The sequence below is a fragment of the Salmonella enterica subsp. diarizonae genome, assembly GCF_008692785.1.
GTDB lineage: Bacteria > Pseudomonadota > Gammaproteobacteria > Enterobacterales > Enterobacteriaceae > Salmonella > Salmonella diarizonae.
This window is the reverse complement of sequence record NZ_VXJV01000001.1, coordinates 266,815-293,198: the sequence shown is the minus strand read 5'-3', so window position 1 is coordinate 293,198 and position 26,384 is coordinate 266,815. Positions and strand designations below refer to the sequence as shown.

The 26,384-nt window shown below is 54.2% G+C and carries 29 protein-coding genes; 22 read left to right on the top strand and 7 right to left on the bottom strand.

Features of this window, described 5'->3' with window-relative positions:
* Nucleotides 1-6 precede the first annotated feature (6 nt).
* The 9 genes from cysN (at nt 7) to F4V72_RS01435 (ending at nt 6,530) form a co-directional block, all read left to right on the top strand.
* Nucleotides 7-1,446, top strand: a complete 1,440-nt coding sequence (cysN, locus tag F4V72_RS01475; protein ID WP_136058041.1) for a sulfate adenylyltransferase subunit CysN — start codon at nt 7-9, stop codon at nt 1,444-1,446.
* On the top strand, nt 1,433-2,038 hold the full coding sequence (cysC, locus tag F4V72_RS01470; RefSeq protein WP_136058042.1) for an adenylyl-sulfate kinase: 606 nt from the start codon (nt 1,433-1,435) through the stop codon (nt 2,036-2,038). Before cysN ends, cysC begins: the two co-directional genes overlap by 14 nt.
* Before the next feature lie 50 nt (nt 2,039-2,088).
* Nucleotides 2,089-2,412 carry a DUF3561 family protein gene (locus tag F4V72_RS01465; protein WP_023184140.1) on the top strand — a complete coding sequence of 108 codons (324 nt, stop codon included), beginning with the start codon at nt 2,089-2,091 and terminating at the stop codon, nt 2,410-2,412.
* 190 nt (nt 2,413-2,602) lie between these two features.
* Complete coding sequence (gene ftsB, locus F4V72_RS01460) at nt 2,603-2,914, top strand: cell division protein FtsB (RefSeq protein WP_000517481.1); 312 nt, start codon at nt 2,603-2,605, stop codon at nt 2,912-2,914.
* An 18-nt stretch (nt 2,915-2,932) separates the two neighbouring features.
* Nucleotides 2,933-3,643, top strand: coding sequence for a 2-C-methyl-D-erythritol 4-phosphate cytidylyltransferase (gene ispD, locus F4V72_RS01455; RefSeq protein WP_023249304.1), 711 nt, complete (start codon nt 2,933-2,935; stop codon nt 3,641-3,643).
* Nucleotides 3,643-4,122, top strand: a complete 480-nt coding sequence (ispF, locus tag F4V72_RS01450; protein WP_023249305.1) for a 2-C-methyl-D-erythritol 2,4-cyclodiphosphate synthase — start codon at nt 3,643-3,645, stop codon at nt 4,120-4,122. The genes ispD and ispF overlap by 1 nt, the downstream gene beginning before the upstream one ends.
* Complete coding sequence (gene truD, locus F4V72_RS01445) at nt 4,119-5,168, top strand: tRNA pseudouridine(13) synthase TruD (protein WP_053529388.1); 1,050 nt, start codon at nt 4,119-4,121, stop codon at nt 5,166-5,168. The genes ispF and truD overlap by 4 nt, the downstream gene beginning before the upstream one ends.
* The gene (gene surE / locus F4V72_RS01440) at nt 5,149-5,910 is read left to right on the top strand and encodes a 5'/3'-nucleotidase SurE (protein ID WP_023249307.1); all 762 of its coding nucleotides are present in this window, start codon (nt 5,149-5,151) and stop codon (nt 5,908-5,910) included. Before truD ends, surE begins: the two co-directional genes overlap by 20 nt.
* Nucleotides 5,904-6,530: a protein-L-isoaspartate(D-aspartate) O-methyltransferase gene (locus F4V72_RS01435; RefSeq protein ID WP_000253545.1), complete on the top strand. Its 627-nt coding sequence runs from the start codon at nt 5,904-5,906 to the stop codon at nt 6,528-6,530. The genes surE and F4V72_RS01435 overlap by 7 nt, the downstream gene beginning before the upstream one ends.
* Nucleotides 6,531-6,640: 110 nt before the next feature.
* Here F4V72_RS01435 and F4V72_RS24295 read toward each other — a convergent pair whose 3' ends face one another.
* Entirely contained in the window at nt 6,641-6,865 is a 225-nt protein-coding gene (locus F4V72_RS24295; RefSeq protein ID WP_226995555.1) for a peptidase, read from the bottom strand.
* Between F4V72_RS24295 and nlpD the strand changes: the two genes are divergently transcribed.
* Both nlpD and rpoS read left to right on the top strand, forming a co-directional pair.
* Nucleotides 6,756-7,814, top strand: a complete 1,059-nt coding sequence (gene nlpD, locus F4V72_RS01430) for a murein hydrolase activator NlpD (protein ID WP_232081665.1) — start codon at nt 6,756-6,758, stop codon at nt 7,812-7,814. The genes F4V72_RS24295 and nlpD overlap by 110 nt on opposite strands.
* A gap of 62 nt (nt 7,815-7,876) precedes the next feature.
* The gene (gene rpoS / locus F4V72_RS01425; RefSeq protein WP_038424147.1) at nt 7,877-8,869 is read left to right on the top strand and encodes an RNA polymerase sigma factor RpoS; all 993 of its coding nucleotides are present in this window, start codon (nt 7,877-7,879) and stop codon (nt 8,867-8,869) included.
* Between the two features lie 46 nt (nt 8,870-8,915).
* Here rpoS and F4V72_RS01420 read toward each other — a convergent pair whose 3' ends face one another.
* The 3 genes from F4V72_RS01420 to F4V72_RS01410 are packed head-to-tail and all read right to left on the bottom strand — an operon-like array spanning nt 8,916 to nt 11,174.
* Nucleotides 8,916-9,152: a non-oxidative hydroxyarylic acid decarboxylases subunit D gene (locus F4V72_RS01420; protein WP_000562967.1), complete on the bottom strand. Its 237-nt coding sequence runs from the start codon at nt 9,150-9,152 to the stop codon at nt 8,916-8,918.
* A gap of 10 nt (nt 9,153-9,162) precedes the next feature.
* Nucleotides 9,163-10,590 carry a non-oxidative hydroxyarylic acid decarboxylases subunit C gene (locus F4V72_RS01415; protein WP_079817017.1) on the bottom strand — a complete coding sequence of 476 codons (1,428 nt, stop codon included), beginning with the start codon at nt 10,588-10,590 and terminating at the stop codon, nt 9,163-9,165.
* Nucleotides 10,590-11,174, bottom strand: a complete 585-nt coding sequence (locus F4V72_RS01410) for a non-oxidative hydroxyarylic acid decarboxylases subunit B (RefSeq protein WP_063390767.1) — start codon at nt 11,172-11,174, stop codon at nt 10,590-10,592. Before F4V72_RS01410 ends, F4V72_RS01415 begins: the two co-directional genes overlap by 1 nt.
* A 169-nt stretch (nt 11,175-11,343) precedes the next feature.
* On the opposite strand from F4V72_RS01410, the gene F4V72_RS01405 reads away from it, so the two are divergent.
* Complete coding sequence (locus tag F4V72_RS01405) at nt 11,344-11,748, top strand: MarR family winged helix-turn-helix transcriptional regulator (protein ID WP_023249311.1); 405 nt, start codon at nt 11,344-11,346, stop codon at nt 11,746-11,748.
* A gap of 18 nt (nt 11,749-11,766) precedes the next feature.
* On the opposite strand, the gene ygbI is transcribed toward F4V72_RS01405, so the two are convergent.
* Entirely contained in the window at nt 11,767-12,531 is a 765-nt protein-coding gene (gene ygbI, locus F4V72_RS01400; protein WP_023249312.1) for a DNA-binding transcriptional repressor YgbI, read from the bottom strand.
* Between the two features lie 196 nt (nt 12,532-12,727).
* Between ygbI and ltnD the strand changes: the two genes are divergently transcribed.
* From ltnD to F4V72_RS01370, 6 genes are read left to right on the top strand one after another with little or no spacing between them, the layout of a single operon-like run.
* Nucleotides 12,728-13,651, top strand: coding sequence for an L-threonate dehydrogenase (gene ltnD / locus F4V72_RS01395; RefSeq protein ID WP_023249313.1), 924 nt, complete (start codon nt 12,728-12,730; stop codon nt 13,649-13,651).
* Nucleotides 13,645-14,907, top strand: a complete 1,263-nt coding sequence (otnK, locus tag F4V72_RS01390; RefSeq protein WP_136058044.1) for a 3-oxo-tetronate kinase — start codon at nt 13,645-13,647, stop codon at nt 14,905-14,907. The genes ltnD and otnK overlap by 7 nt, the downstream gene beginning before the upstream one ends.
* Complete coding sequence (locus tag F4V72_RS01385; RefSeq protein WP_023249315.1) at nt 14,904-15,542, top strand: aldolase; 639 nt, start codon at nt 14,904-14,906, stop codon at nt 15,540-15,542. The genes otnK and F4V72_RS01385 overlap by 4 nt, the downstream gene beginning before the upstream one ends.
* A 4-nt stretch (nt 15,543-15,546) precedes the next feature.
* A complete protein-coding gene (locus F4V72_RS01380; protein ID WP_053529382.1) occupies nt 15,547-16,323 on the top strand; it encodes an HPr family phosphocarrier protein in 777 nt (258 codons plus the stop codon).
* Nucleotides 16,324-16,362: 39 nt separating this feature from the next.
* Entirely contained in the window at nt 16,363-17,313 is a 951-nt protein-coding gene (denD, locus tag F4V72_RS01375) for a D-erythronate dehydrogenase (RefSeq protein ID WP_136058045.1), read from the top strand.
* Nucleotides 17,310-18,806, top strand: coding sequence for a GntP family permease (locus F4V72_RS01370; RefSeq protein ID WP_136058046.1), 1,497 nt, complete (start codon nt 17,310-17,312; stop codon nt 18,804-18,806). Before denD ends, F4V72_RS01370 begins: the two co-directional genes overlap by 4 nt.
* A 41-nt stretch (nt 18,807-18,847) precedes the next feature.
* Here the strand turns inward: F4V72_RS01370 and F4V72_RS01365 are convergent, their stop codons facing one another.
* Nucleotides 18,848-19,780 carry a LysR family transcriptional regulator gene (locus tag F4V72_RS01365; RefSeq protein ID WP_074177911.1) on the bottom strand — a complete coding sequence of 311 codons (933 nt, stop codon included), beginning with the start codon at nt 19,778-19,780 and terminating at the stop codon, nt 18,848-18,850.
* Between the two features lie 87 nt (nt 19,781-19,867).
* On the opposite strand from F4V72_RS01365, the gene F4V72_RS01360 reads away from it, so the two are divergent.
* Both F4V72_RS01360 and F4V72_RS01355 read left to right on the top strand, forming a co-directional pair.
* The gene (locus tag F4V72_RS01360; RefSeq protein ID WP_053509109.1) at nt 19,868-21,076 is read left to right on the top strand and encodes an MFS transporter; all 1,209 of its coding nucleotides are present in this window, start codon (nt 19,868-19,870) and stop codon (nt 21,074-21,076) included.
* Nucleotides 21,073-21,453: a DUF4440 domain-containing protein gene (locus tag F4V72_RS01355; protein WP_070801750.1), complete on the top strand. Its 381-nt coding sequence runs from the start codon at nt 21,073-21,075 to the stop codon at nt 21,451-21,453. Before F4V72_RS01360 ends, F4V72_RS01355 begins: the two co-directional genes overlap by 4 nt.
* Before the next feature lie 55 nt (nt 21,454-21,508).
* On the opposite strand, the gene mutS is transcribed toward F4V72_RS01355, so the two are convergent.
* Complete coding sequence (mutS, locus tag F4V72_RS01350; protein WP_150342425.1) at nt 21,509-24,076, bottom strand: DNA mismatch repair protein MutS; 2,568 nt, start codon at nt 24,074-24,076, stop codon at nt 21,509-21,511.
* A gap of 146 nt (nt 24,077-24,222) precedes the next feature.
* Here mutS and F4V72_RS01345 point away from each other — a divergent pair, with 146 nt between their 5' ends.
* Nucleotides 24,223-25,680: a tyrosine-type recombinase/integrase gene (locus F4V72_RS01345; protein ID WP_079796120.1), complete on the top strand. Its 1,458-nt coding sequence runs from the start codon at nt 24,223-24,225 to the stop codon at nt 25,678-25,680.
* Between the two features lie 11 nt (nt 25,681-25,691).
* Entirely contained in the window at nt 25,692-26,276 is a 585-nt protein-coding gene (locus tag F4V72_RS01340) for a hypothetical protein (protein ID WP_079796121.1), read from the top strand.
* Nucleotides 26,277-26,384: the final 108 nt, after the last annotated feature.

Sequence of the window (26,384 nt, the reverse complement as noted above, 5' to 3'; positions counted from 1 at the left end):
GCCGCCATGAACACCATACTTGCACAACAAATCGCCAATGAAGGCGGCGTCGAAGCCTGGATGATTGCCCAACAACACAAAAGCCTGCTGCGTTTTTTAACCTGTGGCAGCGTTGATGACGGTAAAAGTACGCTGATAGGTCGTTTGCTGCACGATACCCGCCAAATTTATGAGGATCAGCTCTCTTCCCTGCATAATGACAGTAAACGTCATGGTACGCAGGGAGAAAAACTCGATCTGGCGCTGCTGGTCGATGGGCTGCAGGCTGAGCGTGAGCAGGGCATTACTATTGACGTCGCGTACCGCTATTTCTCCACTGAAAAACGAAAATTTATTATCGCCGACACGCCAGGGCATGAACAATATACCCGTAATATGGCGACCGGGGCGTCCACCTGCGATCTGGCGATCCTGCTGATCGACGCGCGTAAAGGCGTGCTGGATCAGACGCGTCGCCATAGCTTTATCTCCACTCTGTTGGGGATCAAACACCTGGTAGTGGCAATCAACAAAATGGATCTCGTTGACTACCGCGAAGAGACCTTCGCCCGTATTCGCGAAGATTATCTGACCTTTGCTGAACAGTTGCCGGGCGATCTGGACATTCGCTTTGTCCCGCTTTCTGCGCTGGAAGGGGATAATGTCGCCGCGCAGAGCGCGAATATGCGCTGGTACAGCGGTCCGACGCTGCTGGAAGTCCTGGAAACGGTAGACATACAGCGTGCGGTAGACCGTCAGCCGATGCGCTTTCCGGTACAATACGTCAATCGCCCGAATCTCGATTTTCGGGGATATGCCGGCACCCTGGCGTCTGGTAGCGTCAAAGCCGGAGAGCGTATTAAAGTGCTGCCGTCCGGCGTGGAATCCAGCGTGGCGCGTATCGTCACTTTTGACGGCGACAAAGAAGTAGCATATGCGGGCGAAGCCATTACCCTGGTACTCAACGACGATATTGATATTAGCCGCGGCGATCTGCTGCTGGCGGCAAACGAGACGCTGGCACCTGCGCGGCACGCCGCGATCGATGTGGTATGGATGGCGGAACAGCCGCTGGCGCCGGGCCAAAGCTACGACGTTAAACTCGCGGGTAAGAAAACCCGTGCGCGTATCGAGACTATCCGCTATCAAATTGATATCAACAATCTGACCCAACGAGACGTCGAGAGCCTGCCGTTAAACGGCATTGGTCTGGTGGAGATGACATTCGATGAGCCGCTCGCGCTGGATATTTATCAGCAAAATCCGGTGACGGGCGGGCTGATTTTTATCGACCGACTTTCTAACGTCACCGTGGGCGCAGGCATGGTGCGGGAGCCGGTCGAACGCGGAGTGACACCACCCGTGGAATACAGCGCGTTTGAGCTGGAGCTGAATGCGCTGGTACGCCGTCATTTCCCGCACTGGGACGCCCGCGATTTGCTGGGAGATAAACATGGCGCTGCATGATGAGAACGTGGTCTGGCACTCTCATCCCGTCACCGTCGCCGCCCGCGAACAGCTCCACGGCCACCGTGGCGTGGTGCTGTGGTTTACCGGACTCTCCGGTTCGGGAAAATCAACGGTAGCCGGCGCGCTGGAAGAGGCGTTACATCACCGTGGCGTCAGTACCTACCTGTTGGATGGCGATAATGTGCGCCACGGTTTGTGTCGTGATTTAGGCTTTAGCGATGCCGATCGCCAGGAGAATATCCGGCGGGTAGGCGAAGTGGCCAGTCTGATGGCGGACGCCGGTCTGATTGTTTTGACGGCATTTATTTCTCCGCACCGCGCCGAGCGGCAACTGGTGCAAGAGTGCGTCGGCCACGATCGTTTTATTGAAATTTATGTCGATACGCCGCTGGCTATCTGTGAACAGCGTGATCCTAAAGGGTTGTATAAAAAAGCGCGCGCGGGCGAGTTACGTAACTTTACCGGCATCGACGCCATTTACGAAGCGCCTGAATCGCCACAGATTCATCTTAATGGTGAACAATTAGTAACAAATTTGGTTTCCCAATTATTAGACCTACTAAGACGGCGCGATATTATCAGATCCTAGGGCACCACCGGGCTTGTATGCCTGGTATGGTCAAGGTTACAGGATTTGATATGCGTAATAGCCATAACATTACTTTCACAAGGTCAGACGCCTTCATTGTCGACGATGACACCACCAGTTCATTACCGGGGGCGGTGGTCGGCTTTGTGTCGTGGCTGCTGGCGTTGGGGATACCTTTTCTGCTTTATGGCCCTAACACGCTGTTTTTCTTTCTCTATACCTGGCCCTTTTTCCTCGCGTTAATGCCAGTATCGGTGATTATCGGCATTGCGTTGCATCTGCTGGTAAAGGGCAAGATACTTTTTAGCATTATGTTTACTCTACTGGCGGTAGGCGCGCTGTTTGGCGTGTTATTTATATGGTTACTAGGGTAGATGGGTTATCACTGCGCCTCCGGTCATAATTCAAACCGTAACCAACAATGAGATTATGTTCTCCTTACTCGGGTATACGTAACACCCGGCAAATGTGGTACATTTGCCGGCGTTGTCGCGGCAATCCCGTCCTTAATGTGGAGTCACAGAGGTCGTTATGGGATGATGATGCCGTTTTTCAGGGGGCAGGATGGGTAAACTAACGCTGCTGTTGCTGGCTTTACTGGTCTGGCTACAGTATTCGCTGTGGTTCGGTAAGAACGGTATACATGACTATAGCCGCGTCAACGATGATGTGGTCGCGCAGCAGGCGACAAACGCCAAACTTAAAGCGCGTAACGATCAGCTTTTTGCCGAAATTGACGATCTCAATGGCGGACAGGAAGCGATTGAGGAGCGCGCGCGCAACGAACTTAGCATGACCAAACCGGGCGAAACCTTCTATCGTCTGGTGCCTGACGCCTCAAAACGCGCGGCAACGGCGGGGCAGACTAATCGATAAACCATCCAGGGATTTAACATGGCAGCCACTTTATTGGACGTTTGCGCCGTGGTGCCGGCTGCCGGATTTGGCCGCCGAATGCAAACAGAATGTCCTAAGCAGTATCTCTCAATCGGTAATAAAACCATTCTGGAGCACTCAGTTCATGCGCTGCTGGCGCATCCTCGGGTGACCCGCGTCGTTATTGCTATCAGCCCTGGTGATTATCGCTTTGCCCAACTTCCGCTGGCGAATCATCCGCAAATCACAGTCGTGGATGGCGGCAACGAACGCGCTGATTCTGTTCTGGCCGGGTTGCAGGCCGTTGCAGAGGCGCAGTGGGTGCTGGTGCATGACGCGGCAAGACCCTGTTTGCATCAGGATGACCTGGCGCGGTTGCTGGCCATCAGCGAAAACAGCCGGGTCGGCGGTATCCTCGCCAGTCCGGTACGCGATACCATGAAACGCGGCGAACCGGGGAAAACCGCTATTGCCCATACCGTAGAGCGCGCCGATTTATGGCACGCGCTCACGCCGCAGTTTTTCCCCCGCGAACTCTTGCACGATTGTCTGACGCGTGCGCTGAATGAAGGTGCGACCATCACCGACGAGGCGTCAGCGCTGGAGTACTGCGGTTTTCATCCGGCGCTGGTTGAAGGTCGCGCGGATAACATCAAGGTTACCCGCCCGGAAGATCTGGCACTGGCGGAATTTTATCTGACCCGAACTATCCACCAGGAGACAATATAATGCGAATTGGACACGGTTTTGACGTACACGCGTTTGGCGGAGAAGGCCCGATTACCATTTGCGGCGTACGTATCCCGTATGAAAAAGGGCTATTGGCGCATTCTGATGGCGATGTGGCGTTACATGCGCTGACCGATGCGCTGCTGGGTGCTGCGGCGCTCGGCGATATCGGCAAGCTCTTCCCGGATACCGATCCGGCATTTAAGGGGGCGGATAGCCGCGAACTGCTGCGTGAAGCCTGGCGCCGTATTCAGGCGAAGGGATACACTCTCGGTAACGTGGATGTCACCATTATTGCGCAGGCGCCGAAAATGCTGCCGCATATTCCGCAAATGCGCGTATTTATCGCCGAAGATCTCGGCTGCCATATGGATGATGTTAACGTGAAGGCGACGACGACAGAAAAACTCGGATTTACCGGGCGCGGCGAAGGGATTGCCTGCGAAGCGGTCGCGCTGCTGATGAAGACAGCGAAATGACAGAGTTTGACAATCTCATCTGGTTGCACGGAAAACCACAAAGTAGCGGATTGCTGAAAGCGAATCCGGAAGATTTTGTGGTGATTGAAGATTTAGGCTTTACGCCGGATGGCGAAGGCGAGCATATTCTGCTGCGTATTTTGAAAAACGGCTGCAATACCCGTTTTGTCGCTGACGCGCTGGCGAAATTCCTGAAAATTCACGCTCGCGAAGTTAGCTTTGCCGGGCAAAAAGATAAACACGCCGTTACCGAGCAGTGGCTGTGCGCGCGCGTACCGGGTAAAGAGATGCCCGATTTTAGCGCGTTTCAACTGGAAGGTTGTAAGGTGCTGGAATACGCGCGTCACAAGCGTAAGCTGCGTTTAGGCGCGCTGAAAGGCAATGCATTTACGCTGGTGTTGCGTGAAATAAGCGATCGACGCGATGTCGAAACACGATTGCAGGCGATTCGCGATAGCGGCGTGCCGAACTATTTTGGCGCACAGCGATTTGGTATTGGCGGCAGCAACTTGCAGGGCGCGCTGCGCTGGGCGCAAAGTGATGCGCCGGTGCGCGATCGCAATAAACGCAGTTTTTGGTTGTCGGCGGCGCGTAGCGCGTTGTTTAATCAAATTGTTCACCAGCGGCTGAAGAAACCAGACTTTAATCAAGTTGTTGATGGCGATGCGCTACAATTAGCGGGTCGTGGAAGCTGGTTCGTCGCGACATCTGAAGAACTGCCTGAATTGCAGCGCCGGGTAGACGAAAAAGAGCTGATGATTACAGCGTCGTTGCCGGGCAGCGGAGAGTGGGGAACACAGCGGGAGGCGCTGGCGTTTGAGCAAGACGCCATTGCCCAGGAAATGGTGTTGCAATCGCTGCTGCTGCGCGAAAAAGTAGAGGCGTCGCGCAGAGCGATGCTGCTTTACCCGCAACAATTAAGCTGGAACTGGTGGGATGACGTTACCGTCGAGTTACGTTTCTGGCTGCCCGCAGGCAGTTTTGCCACCAGCGTAGTAAGGGAACTGATCAACACAATGGGTGATTATGCGCATATTGCTGAGTAACGATGACGGGGTTCACGCGCCCGGTATACAAACGCTGGCGAAAGCGCTGCGTGAGTTTGCTGATGTACAGGTCGTAGCCCCGGATCGTAACCGCAGCGGCGCGTCTAATTCCCTGACGCTGGAATCTTCGCTTCGTACTTTTACCTTTGATAATGGCGATATCGCCGTACAGATGGGAACGCCGACCGATTGCGTCTATCTGGGCGTTAATGCCTTAATGCGTCCGCGTCCGGATATTGTCGTTTCTGGTATTAACGCGGGTCCGAATCTGGGCGATGATGTGATCTATTCCGGTACTGTCGCCGCGGCGATGGAAGGTCGTCATCTCGGCTTTCCGGCATTAGCGGTCTCCCTTAACGGCTATCAGCATTACGATACGGCGGCGGCCGTGACTTGCGCGCTTTTGCGAGGGTTAAGCCGGGAGCCGTTGCGTACCGGGCGTATTCTCAACGTGAATGTCCCGGATCTGCCGTTAGCGCAGATTAAAGGTATCCGCGTGACTCGCTGCGGTAGCCGCCATCCGGCGGATAAAGTAATCCCGCAGGAAGATCCGCGCGGCAATACGCTGTACTGGATTGGGCCGCCGGGCGATAAATGCGACGCCGGGCCGGATACCGATTTCGCGGCGGTGGATGAAGGCTACGTCTCCGTCACGCCGTTGCATGTAGATTTAACCGCGCACAGCGCGCATGATGTGGTTTCAGACTGGTTAGACAGCGTGGGAGTTGGCACGCAATGGTAAGTGGACGTGTACAGGCTCTTCTTGAACAATTGCGCGCGCAGGGCATCAGAGATGAGCAGGTGCTTAATGCACTTGCCGCAGTGCCGCGCGAGAAATTTATTGATGAAGCGTTTGAACATAAGGCCTGGGAAAATATCGCCTTGCCGATAGGCCAGGGTCAGACGATTTCGCAGCCCTATATGGTGGCGCGAATGACGGAACTGCTCGAACTGACGCCACAATCCAGGGTGCTGGAAATTGGCACCGGTTCCGGCTATCAAACGGCGATTCTGGCGCATCTGGTACATCACGTTTGCTCCGTTGAGCGGATTAAGGGGCTGCAATGGCAGGCGCGCCGCCGCCTGAAGCAGCTCGATTTACATAATGTTTCTACCCGTCATGGCGATGGCTGGCAAGGCTGGCAGGCGCGTGCGCCGTTTGACGCTATCATTGTGACGGCCGCGCCGCCGGAAATTCCTACCGCGCTCATGGCACAGTTGGATGAAGGCGGCATTCTTGTTCTGCCCGTGGGCGATGAGCAGCAGTTTTTGAAACGCGTGCGTCGCCGGGGCGGCGAATTTATTATTGATACCGTGGAGGCCGTTCGCTTCGTCCCGTTAGTCAAGGGAGAGCTGGCCTAGTTTGCCCTGCAAACACCCACTATTACGCCTGATGAAGCCGGCACGAATACCTGGAGTTTTCCTGGTTATTCCCGGTGGGTTAAGCGTATCGTGAACACATTTTCCCGTGTTCACTTAATGCGTTGCACGGTTCTTACGTCACTGGTTGTTAACCAAATTTTTCCTGGGGGATAAATGAGCGCGGGAAGCCCAAAATTCACCGTTAGTCGCATTGCGGCACTGTCACTGGTTTCACTATGGCTGGCCGGTTGTACCAGTTCGTCAAACCCTCCGGCGCCGGTCACATCTGTGGACGGTGGTTCGTCATCAAATACCAATTCCGGGATGTTGATCACACCGCCGCCAAAAATGGGCGCGACGACGCAACAAGCGCCGCAAATTCAACCCGTTCAGCGTCCTGTTACGCAGCCCTTGCAAACTCAACCTGTCGCGGAACAGCCCGTACAGATGGAAAATGGGCGAATTGTATACAATCGCCAGTATGGGAATATTCCGAAAGGTAGCTACGCCGGTGGCAGTACTTACACCGTGAAAAAGGGTGATACGCTTTTTTACATCGCCTGGATTACCGGGAACGATTTCCGCGATCTGGCCCAGCGAAACAGTATTCCTGCCCCGTATAGCCTGAATGTGGGGCAAACTTTGCAAGTTGGCAACGCATCCGGTACGCCAATTACTGGCGGAAATGCGATCACTCAGGCGGATGCAGCACAGCAAGGAGTTGTGACCAGGCCTGCACAAAATTCCACCGTTGCAGTTGCGTCTCAACCAACAATTACGTATTCTGAGGGCTCAGGTGAACAAAGTGCTAACAAAATGTTGCCAAACAACAAGCCTGCTGGGACGGTTGTAACGGCACCAACGGTAAGCACGACCGAACCAAATGCAAGCAGTACGTCAACCAGCGCGCCAATTTCCGCATGGCGCTGGCCGACGGATGGCAAAGTGATCGAAAACTTTGGCGCTTCCGAAGGGGGCAATAAAGGGATCGACATTGCAGGCAGTAAGGGACAGGCTATCGTCGCAACCGCAGATGGGCGCGTCGTATATGCCGGTAACGCACTGCGTGGTTACGGTAATCTTATTATCATCAAACATAACGATGATTACCTGAGCGCCTACGCCCATAATGATACGATGCTGGTCCGGGAACAACAGGAAGTTAAGGCGGGGCAAAAAATCGCTACTATGGGTAGCACCGGCACCAGCTCTACACGCTTGCATTTTGAAATTCGTTACAAGGGGAAATCCGTAAACCCGCTGCGTTATTTACCGCAGCGATAAAGCGGCGGAACCAGGCTTTGACTTGCTAGTTCCGTCAAGGGATCACGGGTAGGAGCCACCTTATGAGTCAGAATACGCTGAAAGTTCATGATTTAAATGAAGACGCGGAATTTGATGAGAACGGAGTAGAGGCTTTTGACGAAAAAGCCTTGAGTGAAGAGGAACCCAGTGATAACGACCTGGCTGAAGAAGAGCTGTTATCGCAAGGGGCCACACAACGTGTGTTGGACGCGACTCAGCTTTACCTTGGTGAGATTGGGTATTCACCACTGTTAACAGCCGAAGAAGAAGTCTATTTTGCGCGTCGCGCACTGCGTGGAGATGTCGCTTCTCGCCGTCGCATGATTGAGAGTAACCTGCGTCTGGTGGTAAAAATTGCCCGTCGTTATGGCAATCGTGGACTGGCGTTGCTGGACCTGATTGAAGAGGGCAATCTGGGGCTTATCCGTGCAGTCGAGAAGTTTGCCCCGGAACGCGGGTTCCGCTTCTCAACATACGCAACCTGGTGGATTCGCCAGACAATCGAACGGGCGATTATGAACCAAACCCGTACGATTCGCTTGCCGATTCACATTGTTAAAGAGCTGAACGTATACCTGCGTACCGCGCGTGAGTTGTCGCATAAACTGGACCACGAACCGAGTGCGGAAGAAATTGCAGAGCAACTGGATAAACCGGTTGATGACGTCAGCCGTATGCTTCGTCTCAATGAGCGCATTACTTCGGTAGACACCCCGCTGGGCGGTGATTCCGAAAAAGCGTTGCTGGACATTCTGGCCGATGAAAAAGAGAACGGTCCGGAAGACACCACGCAAGATGACGATATGAAACAGAGCATCGTCAAATGGCTGTTCGAACTGAACGCCAAACAGCGTGAAGTGCTGGCGCGCCGTTTCGGTCTGCTGGGATATGAAGCTGCGACACTGGAAGATGTAGGCCGTGAAATCGGTCTTACGCGTGAACGTGTTCGTCAGATTCAGGTTGAAGGCCTGCGTCGTCTGCGCGAAATTCTGCAGACGCAGGGGCTGAATATCGAAGCGTTGTTCCGCGAGTAAGTACCTTTCGTCAAAAAAAGGCCAGTCGACAGACTGGCCTTTTTCTTTACCGTTTATCTTCTGCCAGCAGCGGCGGGATACTCGGCACCATTGGCGCGTTATCAATATCTTTTTGCGTCATGCGAAACGCTTGTGGATAGTGTTCGCGGCTGGTACGGCGTAACGGTTCGGTATCGCGCCAGGTATACAGGCAATGCTGACACTGATATACCGTCCAGACTCCTTTTACCGGCGAAGTCGCCATGAGTTCAATATGTGCATCGGCACAGCGTGGACAAATCATTGGTTACTCCTTATTTACGGTTGGCCAGCATGGCGGTCAGCTTTTCAGCCCAGGCGTTAGTTTCCGGTAAATCAACAACCGGCTGGCTATAGTGACCACGGTTATCTGGCGCAACCGGCGTGGTGGCGTCAATGATCAGCTTGTCGGTAATCCCCGCCGGGCTTGAACCCGGGTCCAGTTCCAGGACGGACATATTTGGTAGCTGTACCAGATCGCCTGCCGGGTTCACTTTCGACGACAATGCCCACATCACCTGCGGCAGATTAAACGGATCGACATCTTCATCGACCATAATCACCATCTTCACATATCCTAAACCGTGTGGTGTCGTCATCGCCCGCAGACCCACCGCGCGGGCGAAGCCGCCATAGCGTTTTTTGGTCGAGATGATGGCCAGCAGGCCGTGGGTGTACATGGCGTTTACCGCCTGCACTTCCGGAAATTCGGCCTTTAACTGTTGATACAGCGGCACGCAGGTCGCCGGTCCCATCAGGTAGTCGATTTCCGTCCACGGCATACCTAAATAGAGCGATTCAAAAATGGGTTTGCTGCGGTAAGAGACCTTATCGATACGCACCACGGTCATGTTGCGACCGCCGGAATAGTGGCCGGTAAATTCGCCGAACGGTCCTTCAATTTCGCGTTTACGGCTTTCGATGACCCCTTCGAGAATGACTTCAGATCCCCACGGTACATCAAAACCGGTCAGCGGCGCGGTAGCGATAGGATAGGGGCTTTCACGTAACGCGCCCGCCATTTCATACTCTGACTGATCGTATTTCAGCGGCGTTGCGCCCATCAGGGTAATGATCGGATCGTTACCCAGCGTGATCGCAATCGGCAGATCTTCGCCACGCTCTTCCGCTTTGTGCAGGTGCAATGCGATATCATGCATCGGTACCGGTTGCAGACCCAGCTTACGCTTGCCTTTAACTTCCATACGGTAGATACCGACGTTCTGCTTGCCGAAATTCTCGGGATCGAGCGGATCGCGTGATACCACACAGGCTTTATCCAGATAGAATCCGCCGTCGCCGTCGTTCAGACGAAACAGTGGCAGGATATCAAACAGGTTGATTGCGTCGCCGTCGACGGTATTTTCCGCCCATCCCGGATTCGCCCGGCGTTCCGGCGCCACCGGAAAATTGTCCCAGCGGCGGATAAATTCATCGATCTGTTTTTTAACCGGCGTGTTAGGCGGCAAGCCCAGCGAGATGGCATGGTTCCGCCAGGAACCGATAGTATTCATTGCCACGCGGGCGTCGGTAAAACCACGAATATTGTCAAACCACAGCGCGGGCGCGCCATCGCCGATTCGTCCCGTTGCGTTGGCTGCGGCGGCTAAATCCGGCTCCGCATTCACTTCCTCGCTGATTTTCAGCAGTTGTCCCTGCTGATCCAGCGCATGTAAAAAACTGCGCAAATCATCAAATGCCATTATCCATTCTCCTGTGAAAAATTTGCTGCCTGTCGCAGTCCTTGCCAGCGGCGCGCGCGCATATGCTCCAGACCAAACTGGTCGAGAACGCGCGCCACGATGTGCTGGATAATATCGTCAACGGTTTGCGGCAGGTTGTAGAATGCGGGCATGGGCGGCACTATCGCCACCCCCATACGAGAAAGCGCAAGCATGTTTTCCAGATGAATCGTGCTGAGCGGCATTTCCCGCGGCACCAACACCAGCTTGCGACCCTCTTTCAACACGACATCGGCAGCGCGTCCCACCAGCCCTTCGGCATAGCCGGCGCGAACCCCAGCCAGTGTTTTCATACTGCAGGGGATAATAATCATGCCGTCGGTACGAAATGAGCCGGAGGAAAGGGGCGCCGCCTGATCGGCCGGGCTATGACAATAATCTGCCAGGGCGGTTACCTCAGCGGGCGTGTAGGGCGTCTCCAGTTCGATAGTGGTTTTCGCCCACTTTGACATCACCAGATGCGTTTCAACATCAGGTAGCGCCCGCAATGCCTGGAGTAGCGCGACGCCAAGCGGCGCGCCGGTCATCCCCACAATCAATCTCATTTCTTACCTCAATTATTGTTCGTATACGAACGTTTTGATCAAAATACGCCCACACGGCCCTCCCGGCAAGAGCCTCCCGACGCCTGCGCACGTTTAGCTAAAGCATTCGTCATTAAAAAACCCGGCATAAGTCGTTATGATAGAAAAAGTTAATTTATCCGGAGTGCTCATGGAGTTACGAAACACCGCGTTTCATCTGTTACGCCAACTTTTTCAGCAACATACCGCACGCTGGCAGCATGAATTACCGGAACTGACCAAACCTCAATATGCGGTGATGCGCGTTATTGCTGAGCATCCGGGTATTGAACAGGTCGATCTGACCGAAGCGGCGGTCAGCACTAAAGCGACGCTGGCGGAGATGTTAAGCCGGATGGAAAATCGTGGGCTGGTAAAGCGAGAAAACGATCCGCTGGATAAGCGTCGGCGTTTTGTCTATCTCACCGTTCAGGGCCAAACGTTGCTCGCCGCCGCGATACCACAGGGGGATCGCGTGGACGATGAGTTTTTGGGACGACTGAGCGATGAAGAACGCGAACAGTTTACGCAACTGGTACGCAAAATGATGACGTAAGCGGCTTGCACCGCTTCGCTATTTTTTTGCCATCAGCAGTGAGATATCCACTTTGGCCAGCGCCCGAATAGCGCTTTCCGGCAGGCCGTCATCGGTGACGATTTGGTTGAATTCCGCCAACGGTAACGCCAGCCATGTGGCGACCTGGCCGTATTTGGTCGCGTCGCACACCAGAATTTTTTGTCGGCTGGCGCTGGCGACGGCCCGTTTCACCGCAACTTTATCTTCCGCTGGCGTTGAAATACCGCGCACGCTCCAGGAAGAGGCGGAAATAAAGGCCTGGTCAATCATCAACCCACGCAAAAGCGTCGCCGCGGCTTCGCCGACGCACGACCGGTTTTCCCGACATACTGCCCCGCCAGTGTGAATAATTGTGCAACCGCTATTGTCCATCAGGTAATCGGCGATAACGAAATCATTAGTCACCACCGTAAGTTTATTCATCGTAACAAGCTGTCTGGCAATCGCCAGCGTGGTAGTACCGGCGTCAAGGTAGATACAGCTTTCTGGCTGTACCAGGCTGGCGGCCAGTTTGCCAATCGCCGCTTTCTGCGGCGTCGCCAGTTCGCTTTTGATCTGATGCGAGGGTTCGTGCGCTACGCGAGTCGATGACTGCACTCCGCCAGAGACCTGGATTACCGCGCCTTGCTGCTCCAGTTTTTGTAAATCACGGCGGATGGTCATATGGGATACATGCATGCGCTCGGTCAGTTCAGCGATACTGACGATGCCTTTCTCCGCCACCATATCAAGAATTATTTGTCGACGCTCAGTAGGTATCAACGTCTGCTCCTTTCTTTAGTCCTGTCGCGATTTTACGCGATTTCTCGCCACAGCGTGTGAAGTTCTATGGGGATTGTCTTCACAAAAAATAACATATTTTGTTATTTTTTGTGAATCAACTCACCGCAATTGTTTACAAAAACGCCTATATTCACATAAAAAAACATAATATCACGTAAATTAACATGGAGTGATAATGACAACAGGAACTGATTTTCATGTCGGCATTGTGGGGCTTGGCTCAATGGGAATGGGCGCTGCGCGTTCATGCCTGCGTGCCGGGCTTTCCACATGGGGGGCCGATCTTAACCCGCAAGCGTGCGCGAATCTTCTCGCTGAAGGGGCTTGTGGGACTGCCGCCAGCGCCAGGGAGTTCGCCGGAGTCGTGGATGCGTTAGTTATTCTGGTCGTTAATGCCGCCCAGGTCAGACAGGTGTTATTCGGTGAGGATGGCGTTGCCCATCTGATGAAACCCGGAAGCGCGGTGATGGTTTCGTCCACGATCTCAAGCGCCGACGCGCAAGAGATCGCCGCGGCGTTGACGGCATTGAATCTTAACATGCTGGATGCGCCGGTTTCCGGCGGCGCGGTAAAAGCGGCGCAGGGCGAAATGACGGTGATGGCCTCCGGGAGCGAGGCGGCGTTTACCCGCCTGAAGCCTGTGCTGGACGCCGTTGCCAGCAACGTTTATCGCATCAGCGATACGCCGGGCGCAGGCTCAACCGTCAAAATCATTCATCAACTGCTGGCTGGAGTGCATATTGCGGCGGCGGCCGAAGCGATGGCGCTGGCCGCGCGGGCCGGTATTCCTCTGGACGTGATGTATGACGTCGTGACCCATGCCGCCGGAAACTCCTGGATGTTCGAAAACCGTATGCAGCATGTCGTTGACGGCGACTATACCCCACGTTCGGCAGTCGACATTTTTGTCAAAGATTTGGGGTTGGTTGCCGACACGGCGAAAGCGCTACGCTTCCCCTTACCTCTCGCTTCTACGGCATTAAATATGTTCACCAGCGCCAGTAATGCCGGTTATGGCAAACAGGATGACAGCGCAGTGATCAAAATTTTCTCGGGGATTACTCTGCCTGGCGTCACGCCTGAGGAGCCGTCATGTTAAAAATTGGCGTCATTGCCGATGATTTCACCGGCGCGACCGACATCGCCAGTTTTCTGGTCGAAAACGGGATGCCGACAGTGCAGATCAATGATGTCCCAACCGGGACGCAACCGGAAGGGTGTGACGCGCTGGTTATCAGCCTGAAAATCCGCTCATGCCCGGCGCAAGAGGCGATAAAACAATCGCTGGCGGCGCTGGCATGGCTGAAAAAACAGGGCTGCCAGCAGGTCTATTTCAAATATTGCTCGACTTTCGATAGTACCGCTGAAGGCAATATCGGCCCGGTCACCGACGCGTTGATGGTGGCGCTGGATACCTCATTTACCGTGATTTCTCCCGCGCTGCCGGTTAACGGACGCACGGTCTATCAGGGTTATCTGTTTGTCATGAACCACTTGCTGGCGGAGTCCGGTATGCGCCACCACCCTATCAATCCGATGACCGACAGCTACCTGCCGCGTCTGATGGAAGCACAGGCGCAAGGGCGCTGCGGCGTTATTCCGGCCCAGACGCTTGATGAAGGCGTTGCAGCGACCCGTGCGGCGCTGTCGCGTTTACAGCAGGAAGGATACCGCTACGCGGTACTTGACGCGCTCAATGAGCGACATCTGGAAATGCAGGGCGAGGTTTTGCGTGATGCCCCTCTGGTAACTGGCGGTTCCGGGCTGGCAATGGGGCTGGCGCGTCAGTGGGCGAAGAGTGGCGCTTCTCAGGCCCGCTCCGCAGGCTATCCGCTGAGCGGCCGCGCGGTGGTGCTTTCCGGTTCCTGTTCGCAGATGACGAACCAGCAGGTGGCCTGTTATCGACAACATGCTCCCACACGCGACGTTGACGTGGCGTGCTGCCTGTCATCCGAGACGCGCGAGGCCTACGCCGAAGCGCTGGCGCAGTGGGTGCTCAGTCAGGATAGCGAACTGGCGCCAATGATTAGCGCCACCGCCTCCACGCAGGCGCTGGCTGCCATCCAGCAGCAATACGGCGCTGCCGAAGCCAGCCATGCGGTAGAGACGCTCTTTTCACTGCTGGCCGCTCGCTTAGCCGAAGGCGGTATCACCCGGTTTATCGTGGCGGGCGGCGAAACGTCGGGCGTGGTGACGCAAAGCCTCGGTATTACCGGTTTTCACATCGGACCGTGCATTTCACCCGGCGTGCCGTGGGTCAACGCGCTCCATGCGCCAGTCTCGCTGGCGCTAAAGTCAGGCAATTTTGGCGATGAATCCTTTTTCATACGCGCTCAAAGGGAGTTTCAGGTATGACGACACTGGCAAAAGAAGAGCACGCTTTGCGAGACGAGATGGTCAGGATAGCTGCCTCGTTTTTCCAGCGTGGCTATGCTACCGGCTCGGCAGGCAACCTCTCGCTGTTACTGCCGGACGGCAATATTCTGGCAACGCCCACCGGTTCGTGTCTGGGTAATCTCGACCCGCAGCGGCTATCCAAAGTGGACCCGCAGGGCGAATGGCTCAGCGGCGATAAACCGTCTAAAGAGGTGCGTTTTCATCTGGCGTTGTATCGCAATAACCCTTGCTGCAAGGCCGTGGTACATCTGCACAGCACCTGGTCAACGGCGCTTTCCTGTCTCGAAGGACTGGACCCGCAAAATGTGATTCGCCCGTTTACCCCGTATGTGGTGATGCGGATGGGGGACATTCCGCTGGTTCCTTACTATCGCCCGGGGGATGACCGAATTGCCCGCGATCTGGCCGCGCTGGCGGGCCAGCATCAGGCCTTTTTACTGGCCAATCATGGGCCGGTAGTGTGCGGGGAGAATTTGCAGGAAGCCGCTAATAATACCGAGGAGCTGGAAGAGACGGCAAAGCTGATTTTTATCCTTGGCGAACGCCCGATTCGTTATTTAACCACCGAAGAAATTGCGCAGTTAAGGAGATAACCCGATGCCGCGTTTTGCCGCCAATTTGTCGATGATGTTTACCGAAGCGCCGTTTATCGAGCGTTTTGCCGCCGCTGCCGCAGCCGGTTTTCAGGCCGTTGAGTTTCTGTTCCCCTACGACTTTGCCGCCAGCGAGATTAAAGCCCAGCTATTGCGTCATGATCTGACGCTGGCGCTGTTTAATACTTCGGCGGGCGATATCGCAGCGGGCGAGTGGGGGCGTGCCGCGCTGCCGGGGCGCGAACACGACGCGCGAGCCGATATCGATCTGGCGCTGGAATACGCTCTTGCGCTGGAATGCGAGCAGGTTCATATCATGGCGGGCGTAGTGCCGGATGGCGCTGATGGCGCACGTTATCGCGCCACGTTTATCGATAATTTGCGTTATGCCGCCGACCGGTTTGCCGCCCACGATAAACGTATTTTGATCGAAGCGCTGAGTCCCGGCGTTAAACCCGGCTACCTCTTTTCCAGCCAATATCAGGCGCTGGGCATCGCAGAAGAGGTTGACCGCCCGAATGTGTTCATCCAGCTCGACACTTTCCACGCGCAAAAAGTGGATGGCAATTTGAGTCACCTGATTCGCGAGTACGCGGGCCGCTATGCCCATGTGCAAATCGCCTCGCTACCGGACAGACATGAACCGGATGATGGCGAGATCAACTACCCGTGGCTGTTCCGGTTGTTCGATGACGTGGGTTATCGCGGCTGGATAGGCTGCGAATACCAACCACGGAATACCACTCAGGACGGGCTTGGCTGGTTTAACGCCTGGCGCTAATCCTGAACTACCCTACACAACAATAAAGAGGACATCCGGATGCAGATTATCATTACCGGCGGGGGCGGCTTTTTAGGCCAGAAACTCGCAAGCGCCTTATTAAATTCATCGCTGGCGTTTAACGAACTGCTTCTTGTTGATTTAAAAATGCCTGCACGGTTATCAGACTCCCCTCGTTTACGCTGCATGGAAGCTGACTTAACCCAGCCGGGCGTGCTGGAGAATGTGATTACCGCTAATACCTCTGTTGTTTATCATCTCGCTGCGATTGTCAGCAGTCATGCGGAAGACGATTTCGATCTGGGATGGAAAGTTAATCTGGATCTTACCCGCCAGTTACTTGAGGCGTGTCGTCGGCAACCGCAGAAAATTCGTTTTGTCTTCTCCAGCTCGCTTGCCGTTTATGGCGGTACGCTGCCGGAATGCGTCACCGATACCACCGCGCTCACGCCGCGCTCGTCTTATGGCGCGCAGAAGGCCGCCTGTGAACTGTTGGTCAACGATTATACCCGCAAAGGCTATGTGGATGGGCTGGCGCTGCGTTTGCCGACGATCTGTGTTCGCCCGGGTAAACCAAACCGCGCCGCTTCTTCTTTTGTCAGCGCGATTATTCGTGAACCGTTGCAGGGCGAGACGACCATCTGCCCGGTATCGGAAAGTTTGCGTTTGTGGATTTCCAGCCCGGCGGCGGTGATCCATAACCTGTCGCTGGCCGCAACGTTACCCTCGCCAGGTGAGGCGAGCAGTATCAACTTACCCGGGATCAGCGTAACCGTGGGCGAGATGCTGGAAACGTTGCGTCAGACGGGCGGTCAGGCGGAGCGCGATCGGGTTACGCATCAGCGCGACGAAGGCGTCGAGAAAATCGTCGCCTCCTGGCCGGGACGTATCGATAACCAGCGTGCGCTGGCGTTAGGTTTTGTCGCCGACAAGCGTTTCGATGACATTATCGAACGCTTTCGACAAGATGATATGGAGACGAGGTCATGACAAGTTTACCGACACCGATTATCGGCCTGATCGTTGCCGTTTTCGTTCTGGTATGGCTGGTGTTACGCACCCGCGTTCATGCGCTGATCGCGATGCTGGCGGCGGCCTGTATTGCCGGTTTGTTGGGGGGAATGGGCATTGATAAAACGCTCTCTGTCATCACCAGTGGATTCGGCACGACGCTGGGCAGCATTGGCCTGGTGATTGGTCTCGGCGTAATGATGGGACGCTTGCTGGAGGTCTCCGGCGCGGCGGAGCGTATCGCCTGGAGCTTTATCAAATGGCTGGGGAAACGTCGTGAAGAGTGGGCGCTGGCGATCACGGGTTATATTGTCAGTATCCCGATTTTCGTCGATTCCGCTTTTGTGATTCTTTATCCGGTAGCGAAAGCGCTGGCGAAAAGCGGTAAACGTTCGCTGCTGACGCTGGGCGTCGCGCTGGCGGGCGGGCTGGTGGTCACTCACCATACGGTGCCCCCGACGCCCGGCCCGCTGGGGGTAGCCGGGATTTTTAACGTCGACATCGGCGCAATGTTATTGACCGGGATGGCGCTGGCGGTGCCCTGTGTGATCGGCATTGTGTTCTATGCGCAGTGGCTGGATAAACGCTACCCTGATTTCGTGCCGCGCACGCTGAACGCCGATGAAGTAAATGCCGCGCTGGAGCAGTACAACAAAGAGAAAGAGCAAAAGGATCTGCCGAGCCTGACGCTCTCACTGCTGCCTATTGTGGTACCGATCGTTCTGATCTTCCTGAAGGCTATCTGTTCCACCCTCGCCACCATAGAAGGATGGTCCGGTCTGGCGACGCATCCGGTGGTACAGACAATCAACTTTGTGGGAAGTCCAGTGATCGCGTTGGCAATCAGCGTTCTGCTGGCGGTGTATACGCTGGTGCCGCGCATGGATAAACATACCACCGCAGAGCGTCTGGAAGAGGGTTTGCAAAGCGCCGGGATTATCTTACTGGTCACGGGTGCTGGCGGCGCGTTAGGCGCGATCCTGCGCGACAGCGGCGCGGGTCAACAGCTGGCGGAGCAGGTTGCCAACCTGCCGATCTCGCCGATCCTGATCCCATTTATCGTGGCGACGCTGGTACGCCTGATTCAGGGATCGGGGACGGTGGCGATGATCACTGCCGCCTCGATTTCCGCGCCGATCCTGGCGCAGATCCCCGGCATCAATATGTTGCTTGCCGCTCAGGCCGCAACGATGGGGTCGCTGTTCTTCGGCTACTTTAACGACAGCCTGTTCTGGGTGGTTAACCGCATGATGGGCGTCTCTGATGTCAAACAGCAGATGGTGGTTTGGTCTGTACCGACGACCATTGCCTGGGCGATTGGCGGCACCGGCGTGGCGCTGATTAACCTGCTGTTCGGTTCCGGCGGCAGTTGGCTCGATCCGTTATTGCCGATTGTCGTTCTGGCGGCAATTATGCTGTGGGTGCGCTGGCAGGCGCAGGGGATCAAAGACAAGCTGGTGGTTAAGGATTAAGACGATATTATCCGTCCGGGAGCGCAATGCTCCCGGACTGGCTACGATGATGGGGCGTGCTCCCCGCAATCCCATTGCGAACGTAAAAAATCAATAAATGCGCGTACTTTTGTCGATACATGGCGGGCGTCCGGATAAACGGCATAAATGCCCTGGCGGGGAAAATGATAGTCGGGTAACACGTGAATTAACGTTCCATCCTCCAGTGCGGTTTTGACTAACCATCGCGGCAATAATGCGACGCCGCTTCCCGCGAGAGCGAAGGCCATCAGCGAGCGGGCGCTGTTGACAGAAATTCTGCCGGCTTTACTTATCTCCAGGCGCGAGTGTTGGCCATGATTATTCGTTATTGTCCATCGTAGCGGCGTAGGTAATCGCTCATGAATAATCCATTCTGCCTGGGCCAATGATTCCAGCGACGAAACAGGGTAGTGGGCGAGCCACTGCGGCGCGGCGACCGGCAGAATGGTAAAGCGGGATATCAGCGCGGCGCGATAGCGGGAGTCCGCCAGCGAGCCAAGCCGAATCGCCACATCAAAGCGCTCAGCAATTAAATCGGCATGATGTGATGAGGACATATGCCGAATACGGAGATCGGGATGGCGTTGACTAAACTGCGCCAATACCGGAATGACCACCTGTTCGCCAAACTCGGGTGTGGTGGTAATACGTAACTCGCCGCCCAGCCCACTATGGCTGGCGCGCACTTCATCCTGCAAATTTTTCGCTGCGTTGAGTAAATTCACGCCTTTTTGGTAAAAGAGGACGCCGGCGTCTGTGAGCGTCAGTTGTCGGGTGGAACGTAGCAGTAACGTTACGCCAAGCTCTTTTTCAAGCTGCCGAATATTAAAGCTCACTACCGCTTTTGTTTGGCCCGATGCGGCGGCGGCGGCCGTGAAGCTGCCGCTATCTACCACGGCGACAAACAGCGACATACGCTGCAAATTGAGCATGGCGAGTTCCTTTACTGTCAAAATTATTTTGACAGTATATCGTTGAAGCGCGGACTTATCTGGTTTTCTCCGGACGGCTACATTAGTGCCTCTGGCGGAGGATGCATAATGACGTATCGCAGTAAAGTGGCGGTGGTTTACCTGCTTGGCTTCTTTCTTGATCTGATTAATCTGTTTATCGCCAGCGTGGCTTTTCCCGCGATGTCCGTGGATCTGCATACGTCCATATCGGCGCTGGCATGGGTGAGTAACGGTTATATTGCAGGATTAACGCTGATCGTTCCGTTTAGCGCGTTTCTTTCGCGTTATCTCGGCGCACGACGGCTGATCATGTTTTCGCTCATTCTGTTTAGCGTTGCCGCCGCTGCCGCAGGTTTTGCCGATTCCTTACACAGCCTTGTTTTCTGGCGTATTGTGCAGGGGGCGGGCGGTGGCTTATTGATCCCGGTTGGTCAGGCGTTAACCTGGCAACAGTTTAAACCGCATGAACGCGCTGGCGTGTCATCGGTTGTCATGATGGTGGCGCTACTGGCGCCGGCATGTTCGCCTGCGATTGGCGGGCTGCTGGTGGAAACGTGCGGCTGGCGCTGGATATTCTTTGCTACGCTGCCGGTGGCCGTTCTCACTTTATTGCTCGCTTATCGTTGGCTGAACGTCGCTTCGACGACAATGGCGTCAGCAAGATTGCTCCATCTGCCGTTGTTGACGGACAGGCTGCTGCGTTTTGCCATGATCGTCTATCTGTGTGTGCCGGGTATGTTCATTGGTATCAGCGTGGTCGGGATGTTTTATCTACAGAACGTCGCGCAGTTATCGCCTGCGGTGGCGGGGTCGCTGATGCTCCCCTGGTCGATCGCTTCATTTGTCGCCATTATGCTTACCGGACGTTACTTCAATCAGCTTGGGCCGCGTCCGCTGATTATCGTCGGCTGTCTTCTTCAGGCCGCAGGGATATTGTTTTTAACTAACGTTACGCTTGCGACATCTCACCGTGTACTGATGATGATATTCGCGTTAATGGGCGCTGGCGGCAGTTTGTGCAGCAGTACCGCGCAGAGTGGCGCTTTCCTGACTATTGCTCGCCGGGACATGCCTGACGCCAGCGCGCTATGGAATCTTAATCGTCAGCTCAGCTTTTTCATTGGCGCGACGCTGTTGACGCTGCTGTTAAACGCACTCCAGCGCGTTATGTCGCTTGAGGTTGCTTATCGCTGGACCTTTATTGCCGCAGCCGGTATCACCCTGCTGCCCCTTATTTACGCTGTCTGTCTAAACAATAGAAAAGCGCTTCTGTGCCTGAAAAAGGAAAGACCATGAATCCATATAAAGAAGAAATTATTCACGCCCATGAGGCGATTGAGAACTGGCTTAGCAAGGGTATGGGCAGCCTGGAGGCGTTGATACCGCGTTTCGCTGCTGATTTTACGCTGATAACGCCAGGCGGTGTTTGTCTGGATTATCCGGCGCTTGGCGCTTTTTTCCAGGCGCAGCGCGCGTGTCGCCCGGGGCTGGTTATCGTGGTTGAGCACATTGACCTTGTGGCGGAGTGGCCGGAAGGCGCCGCGCTTCATTATCGTGAGCGGCAGCAACTGCCGGGCCAGGCAGAGACGGTACGCTGGTCGACGGTCATTTTAAAAAGGGAAAGAGGACGGATAGTCTGGCGCCATTTACACGAAACGACAGTCACAGCCTGAAAAGCCTGTTCCGGCGCGCGGACCCGATAGCGCGGCGCTATCGGGCCTGACACGTTTACACCAGACTTTTCAGCCGATAGATCCACTCCAGCGCCTGGCGTGGCGTCAGGGAGTCCGGATCGAGATTCTCCAGTGCTTCAACGGCGGGCGATGTCTCTTCCGGAGCGGCAAGCAACGACATTTGCGTGCCGTCCACCTGCGTTGCCGCCGCAGTGGGCGAGATGCTCTCCAGCTCGCGGAGTTTTTGCCGTGCGCGTTTGATTACCTCTTTAGGGACGCCGGCAAGCGCCGCGACCGCCAGACCATAGCTCTTACTTGCCGCGCCGTCCTGCACGCTGTGCATAAACGCGATAGTATCGCCGTGTTCCAGCGCATCCAGGTGGACGTTCGCTACGCCTTCCATTTTCTCCGGTAATTGGGTCAGCTCGAAGTAGTGGGTAGCGAACAGCGTTAACGCTTTAATCTTATTCGCGAGGTTCTCCGCGCAGGCCCAGGCCAGCGACAGCCCGTCATACGTGGAGGTACCGCGTCCGATTTCATCCATCAATACCAGACTGTTTTCCGTCGCATTATGCAGAATGTTCGCGGTTTCGGTCATCTCCACCATAAAGGTCGAACGCCCGGAGGCCAGGTCGTCTGCTGCGCCGACACGGGTAAAAATACGGTCGATTGGGCCGATTTCCACGTTTTGCGCTGGCACGTAACTGCCAATATAAGCCAGCAGGGCGATCAATGCCGTTTGTCGCATATAGGTACTTTTACCGCCCATATTCGGCCCGGTGATAATCAACATCCGGCGCTGCGGCGACAGATTGAGCGGGTTAGCGATAAACGGCTCATTCAGTACCTGCTCTACCACCGGGTGGCGACCTTCGGCGATACGAATACCAGGTTTGTCGGTAAACGTCGGACAGGTGTAATTCAGCGTCCAGGTACGTTCGGCCAGGTTAACCAGTACATCCAGTTCCGCCAGCGCGTTGGCGCTCTGCTGTAAATCCGCCAGATGCGGCAACAGCAGATCAAACAATTCGTCATATAGCTGTTTTTCCAGCGCCAGCGCTTTGCCTTTCGAGGTCAGAACCTTATCTTCGTACTCTTTTAGCTCAGGAATAATGTAGCGTTCGGCATTTTTCAGCGTCTGGCGACGCACGTAATTGATGGGCGCCAGATGGCTTTGACCACGGCTAATCTGAATGTAATAACCATGCACAGCGTTATAGCCGACTTTCAACGTATCCAGCCCGGTACGCTCACGCTCGCGAATTTCCAGACGATCGAGATAATCGGTGGCGCCGTCCGCCAGCGCGCGCCATTCGTCCAGCTCTTCGTGATAGCCGGGCGCAATAACGCCGCCGTCGCGGACCAGTACTGGCGGCGCGTCAATAATGGCGCGTTCCAGAAGATCGCGCAGCTCGGCAAAATCGCCCATTTTTTTACGCAATGCCTGCACCGGCGCGCTGTCAACGGTTTCAAGCTGAGCGTGCAATTCCGGCAGTTGCTGGAAGGCATGACGCATTCGGGCGAGATCGCGCGGACGCGCGGTGCGCAGTGCCAAACGCGCAAGGATACGCTCCAGATCGCCGACCTGACGCAGCACCGGTTGCAGTTCGCTGACGGTGTCCTGCAAGGCGCCGATGGTCTGTTGGCGTTCACGCAATATGTCGGTATTTCGTACCGGCATATGCAGCCAGCGTTTAAGCATTCGGCTACCCATTGGCGTCACGGTACAGTCAAGCACCGCGGCGAGGGTATTTTCGACACCGCCGGCCAGGTTCTGGGTAATTTCCAGATTGCGGCGGGTCGCGGCATCCATAATGATGCTGTCCTGCTGGCGTTCCATCGTAATGGAGCGAATATGCGGCAGGGAGGTGCGCTGGGTATCTTTTACGTACTGTAACAGGCAGCCTGCCGCACATAATCCACGCGAGGCATTTTCGACGCCGAAACCGACCAGATCCCGCGTACCGAATTGCAGATTTAACTGCTGGCGGGCGGTATCAATCTCAAACTCCCACAACGGGCGACGGCGCAGACCCCGGCGTCCCTCTATTAACGCCATTTCAGCAAAATCTTCGGCATACAATAGTTCGGCGGGATTGGTGCGCTGCAGCTCTGCGGCCATCGTTTCACGGTCGGCGGGTTCGCTCAGACGAAAGCGCCCGGAGCTGATATCCAGCGTGGCGTAACCGTAGCCTTTACCATCCTGCCAGATAGCCGCCAGCAGGTTATCCTGACGCTCCTGTAGCAGGGCTTCATCACTGATGGTGCCAGGCGTAACGATACGCACGACCTTACGTTCAACGGGACCTTTGCTGGTGGCCGGGTCGCCAATCTGTTCGCAAATAGCGACGGATTCGCCCTGATTGACCAGTTTTGCGAGGTAGTTTTCTACGGCGTGGTGCGGGATACCCGCCATAGGGATAGGTTCGCCAGCCGATGCGCCGCGTTTGGTCAGCGAAATATCAAGCAACTGCGACGCACGCTTTGCGTCGTCATAAAACAGTTCGTAAAAGTCGCCCATACGATAAAACAGCAGAATCTCCGGGTGCTGGGCTTTCAGTTTGAGATACTGCTGCATCATTGGCGTATGGTCTGAGAGATCCTTGTCGATAGACTCTTGCATATTGATTTTACTCATTTTTTAAGTCTTGCGGTTACCCATGTTGCCCCATGTGAAACCGCTTTAAACCCATATAAATCGATAAATTTGTATACCAGAAGTATACCGGTTAGTATCGGGTATACACTCTGACTTGCTGGTATACATTTATGAAAATGACACTTACTCAGTCGATTATAATCAATAAGTTATCTATCGACGTGAAACCAGATCTCGACCAGCAAGGGCGAGTAGTCTACTTACCCAATCCTGAACGAAAGCCGTATATTATCACTGACAACCACAGGGATTCACCCGTAGGTTTCGGTGTCAAAATCAGTGCCACTAAAAAAACCTATATCATTCAACGACGGGTGGCGTCAGCAGACAAGCGACCCTCGACGGGTGGCAAGGCACCGAAACAGGTTATCAGATCTACGATTGGTAATGTTTCAGATTTTGCCAACATTGATCAGGCTCGCGATGCTGCTCGCAAATTCGTTGAAACTATGAAGTTGACCAGACGAAATCCGAATGCAGTAAAGCGAGAAGCAGAGGCTTCTGAGCTAACGATCAGTGAAGTTTTTGCGCAATACAGAAGTCATCTCATGGGCAGGTCTAAACCAGCAAAGCCCAACACGTTAAATGTGCTTAATAAAGCCGAAAACCGCCTGAAAGAGTGGGAAAATCTTAGAGTAAAAGATCTGACAGGCAACGAGATATTGCGCAAGTTTGATGAGATCGCTTCAAGAGCCAGAACTGCGGCAGAGCAGACTTTTCGCTGGGTGAATGTGGCGGTAAGGCATGCGATTGAGATCGAAGCGGGAAATGCCCAGACACAACAACGACAACCGACACTAAGCTACAACCCCTTCTCAATTCTGACGATACAGAAAAAATTCAGAACCCGTTCACAGCTCGAAGAAAGTTATCGCGCAAAAGGTGTACGAAACCCACTGTCGCCAAAAGACACTTTGGGGCGATTTTTAACGGCATTGCACAACAAGAGAAGCTTCAACCGCCTGGGATGCGATTATCTTTTGCTGACTGTTCTTACAGGAGCCAGGAAAGAAGAAACAGCTTCATTGTGCTGGCGAGAGGCCCTGACAGAAGAAGAAGCCAGAACGACCAGTTATGTTGATCTTGAAAATAGAATAATTCGATTTTATGACACTAAAAACCGCAACGACCATGAGCTTCCAATTTGTGATGCTACGAAGCGAATTCTCGAAGACCGAAGAGATTTAGTCAACGAGACTGAAAAGCGAGCTGAAAAACGCAAATGGGTTTTTCCGGCTCGGTCGTCGCGAAGCAAAGTGGGGCACTATTCAGACAGCAAAAGCCTACGCGAGTATATCTGCCAGGAAGCAGGAATATCGAAGCTGGGGATGCACGACCTGCGAAGAACCTTTGGTCGTGTTGCAGAAGGGCTCACTTCATATTCTGTGGTGAAAAGGTTGCTCAACCATCGCAATACCACTGATCCTACTGAACGGTATTCAATGCCTGATAATGATCGAATTTATGAGGCACTTCAAAGTATTGAGCTCCATATGCTTATGACTGCACCAGAGTTGTATAATACACTTCTGGCTTCGGCGAAATATCAACCATTGCCAACAAATTAGGGGAATAGGGAATGAGTGCAATCGATACTGTAAGGGAATATGCTGAAGTATGGCGGCTATTTGGTAGTATGCCAGATGATGCAACCCTGAGTGCTGAAGTTTCGGCCCTTTACCTTGGTGTAAGTGTCAAAACATTAGCTCGTTATCGCCAGACTGGTAATGGACCTGCTTATATCCAATACCAGGCAGAAGACAGCAAAGCAAGGAATCAACGAGTAAATTATCTTTTAGGTGATTTAAGAATATGGCGTGATCGTCATAAGGTAAGCAGCACAATGGAGGCTGCACAGGTCCGTGGACTGGCTTTTACTTCGTTGGTTGACTTTATCGAACCGGAGCCTTTCTGGACTATTGATAATAAAATTTATTCACATGTTCTTACTGTTTCTGACGAAATATTCAAGGAACTATTAAATACAACCCGTGCAGAAGTTATCTGGATCTCTGTAGAAAAAGTTTTGTCTGAGGACTGGCATACTGTGAGAGAACGGCAGAGATGGAATGATTTGTTTGTTGGGGTTATGACAGGATTGGTAGATGCTTGTATGGCTGAGCAGGAGAGGCATGTATTGTATGAAGATTTTTTGCAATCATAATTTAATTTCTATTTTTTGTTGTTTTGAATAAGCTTATTATTGGTTATGCTCAGTGTAATAATATTCAGTTAATTATGGATTGCAAAGAGTAAATGATTTGAAAATTCA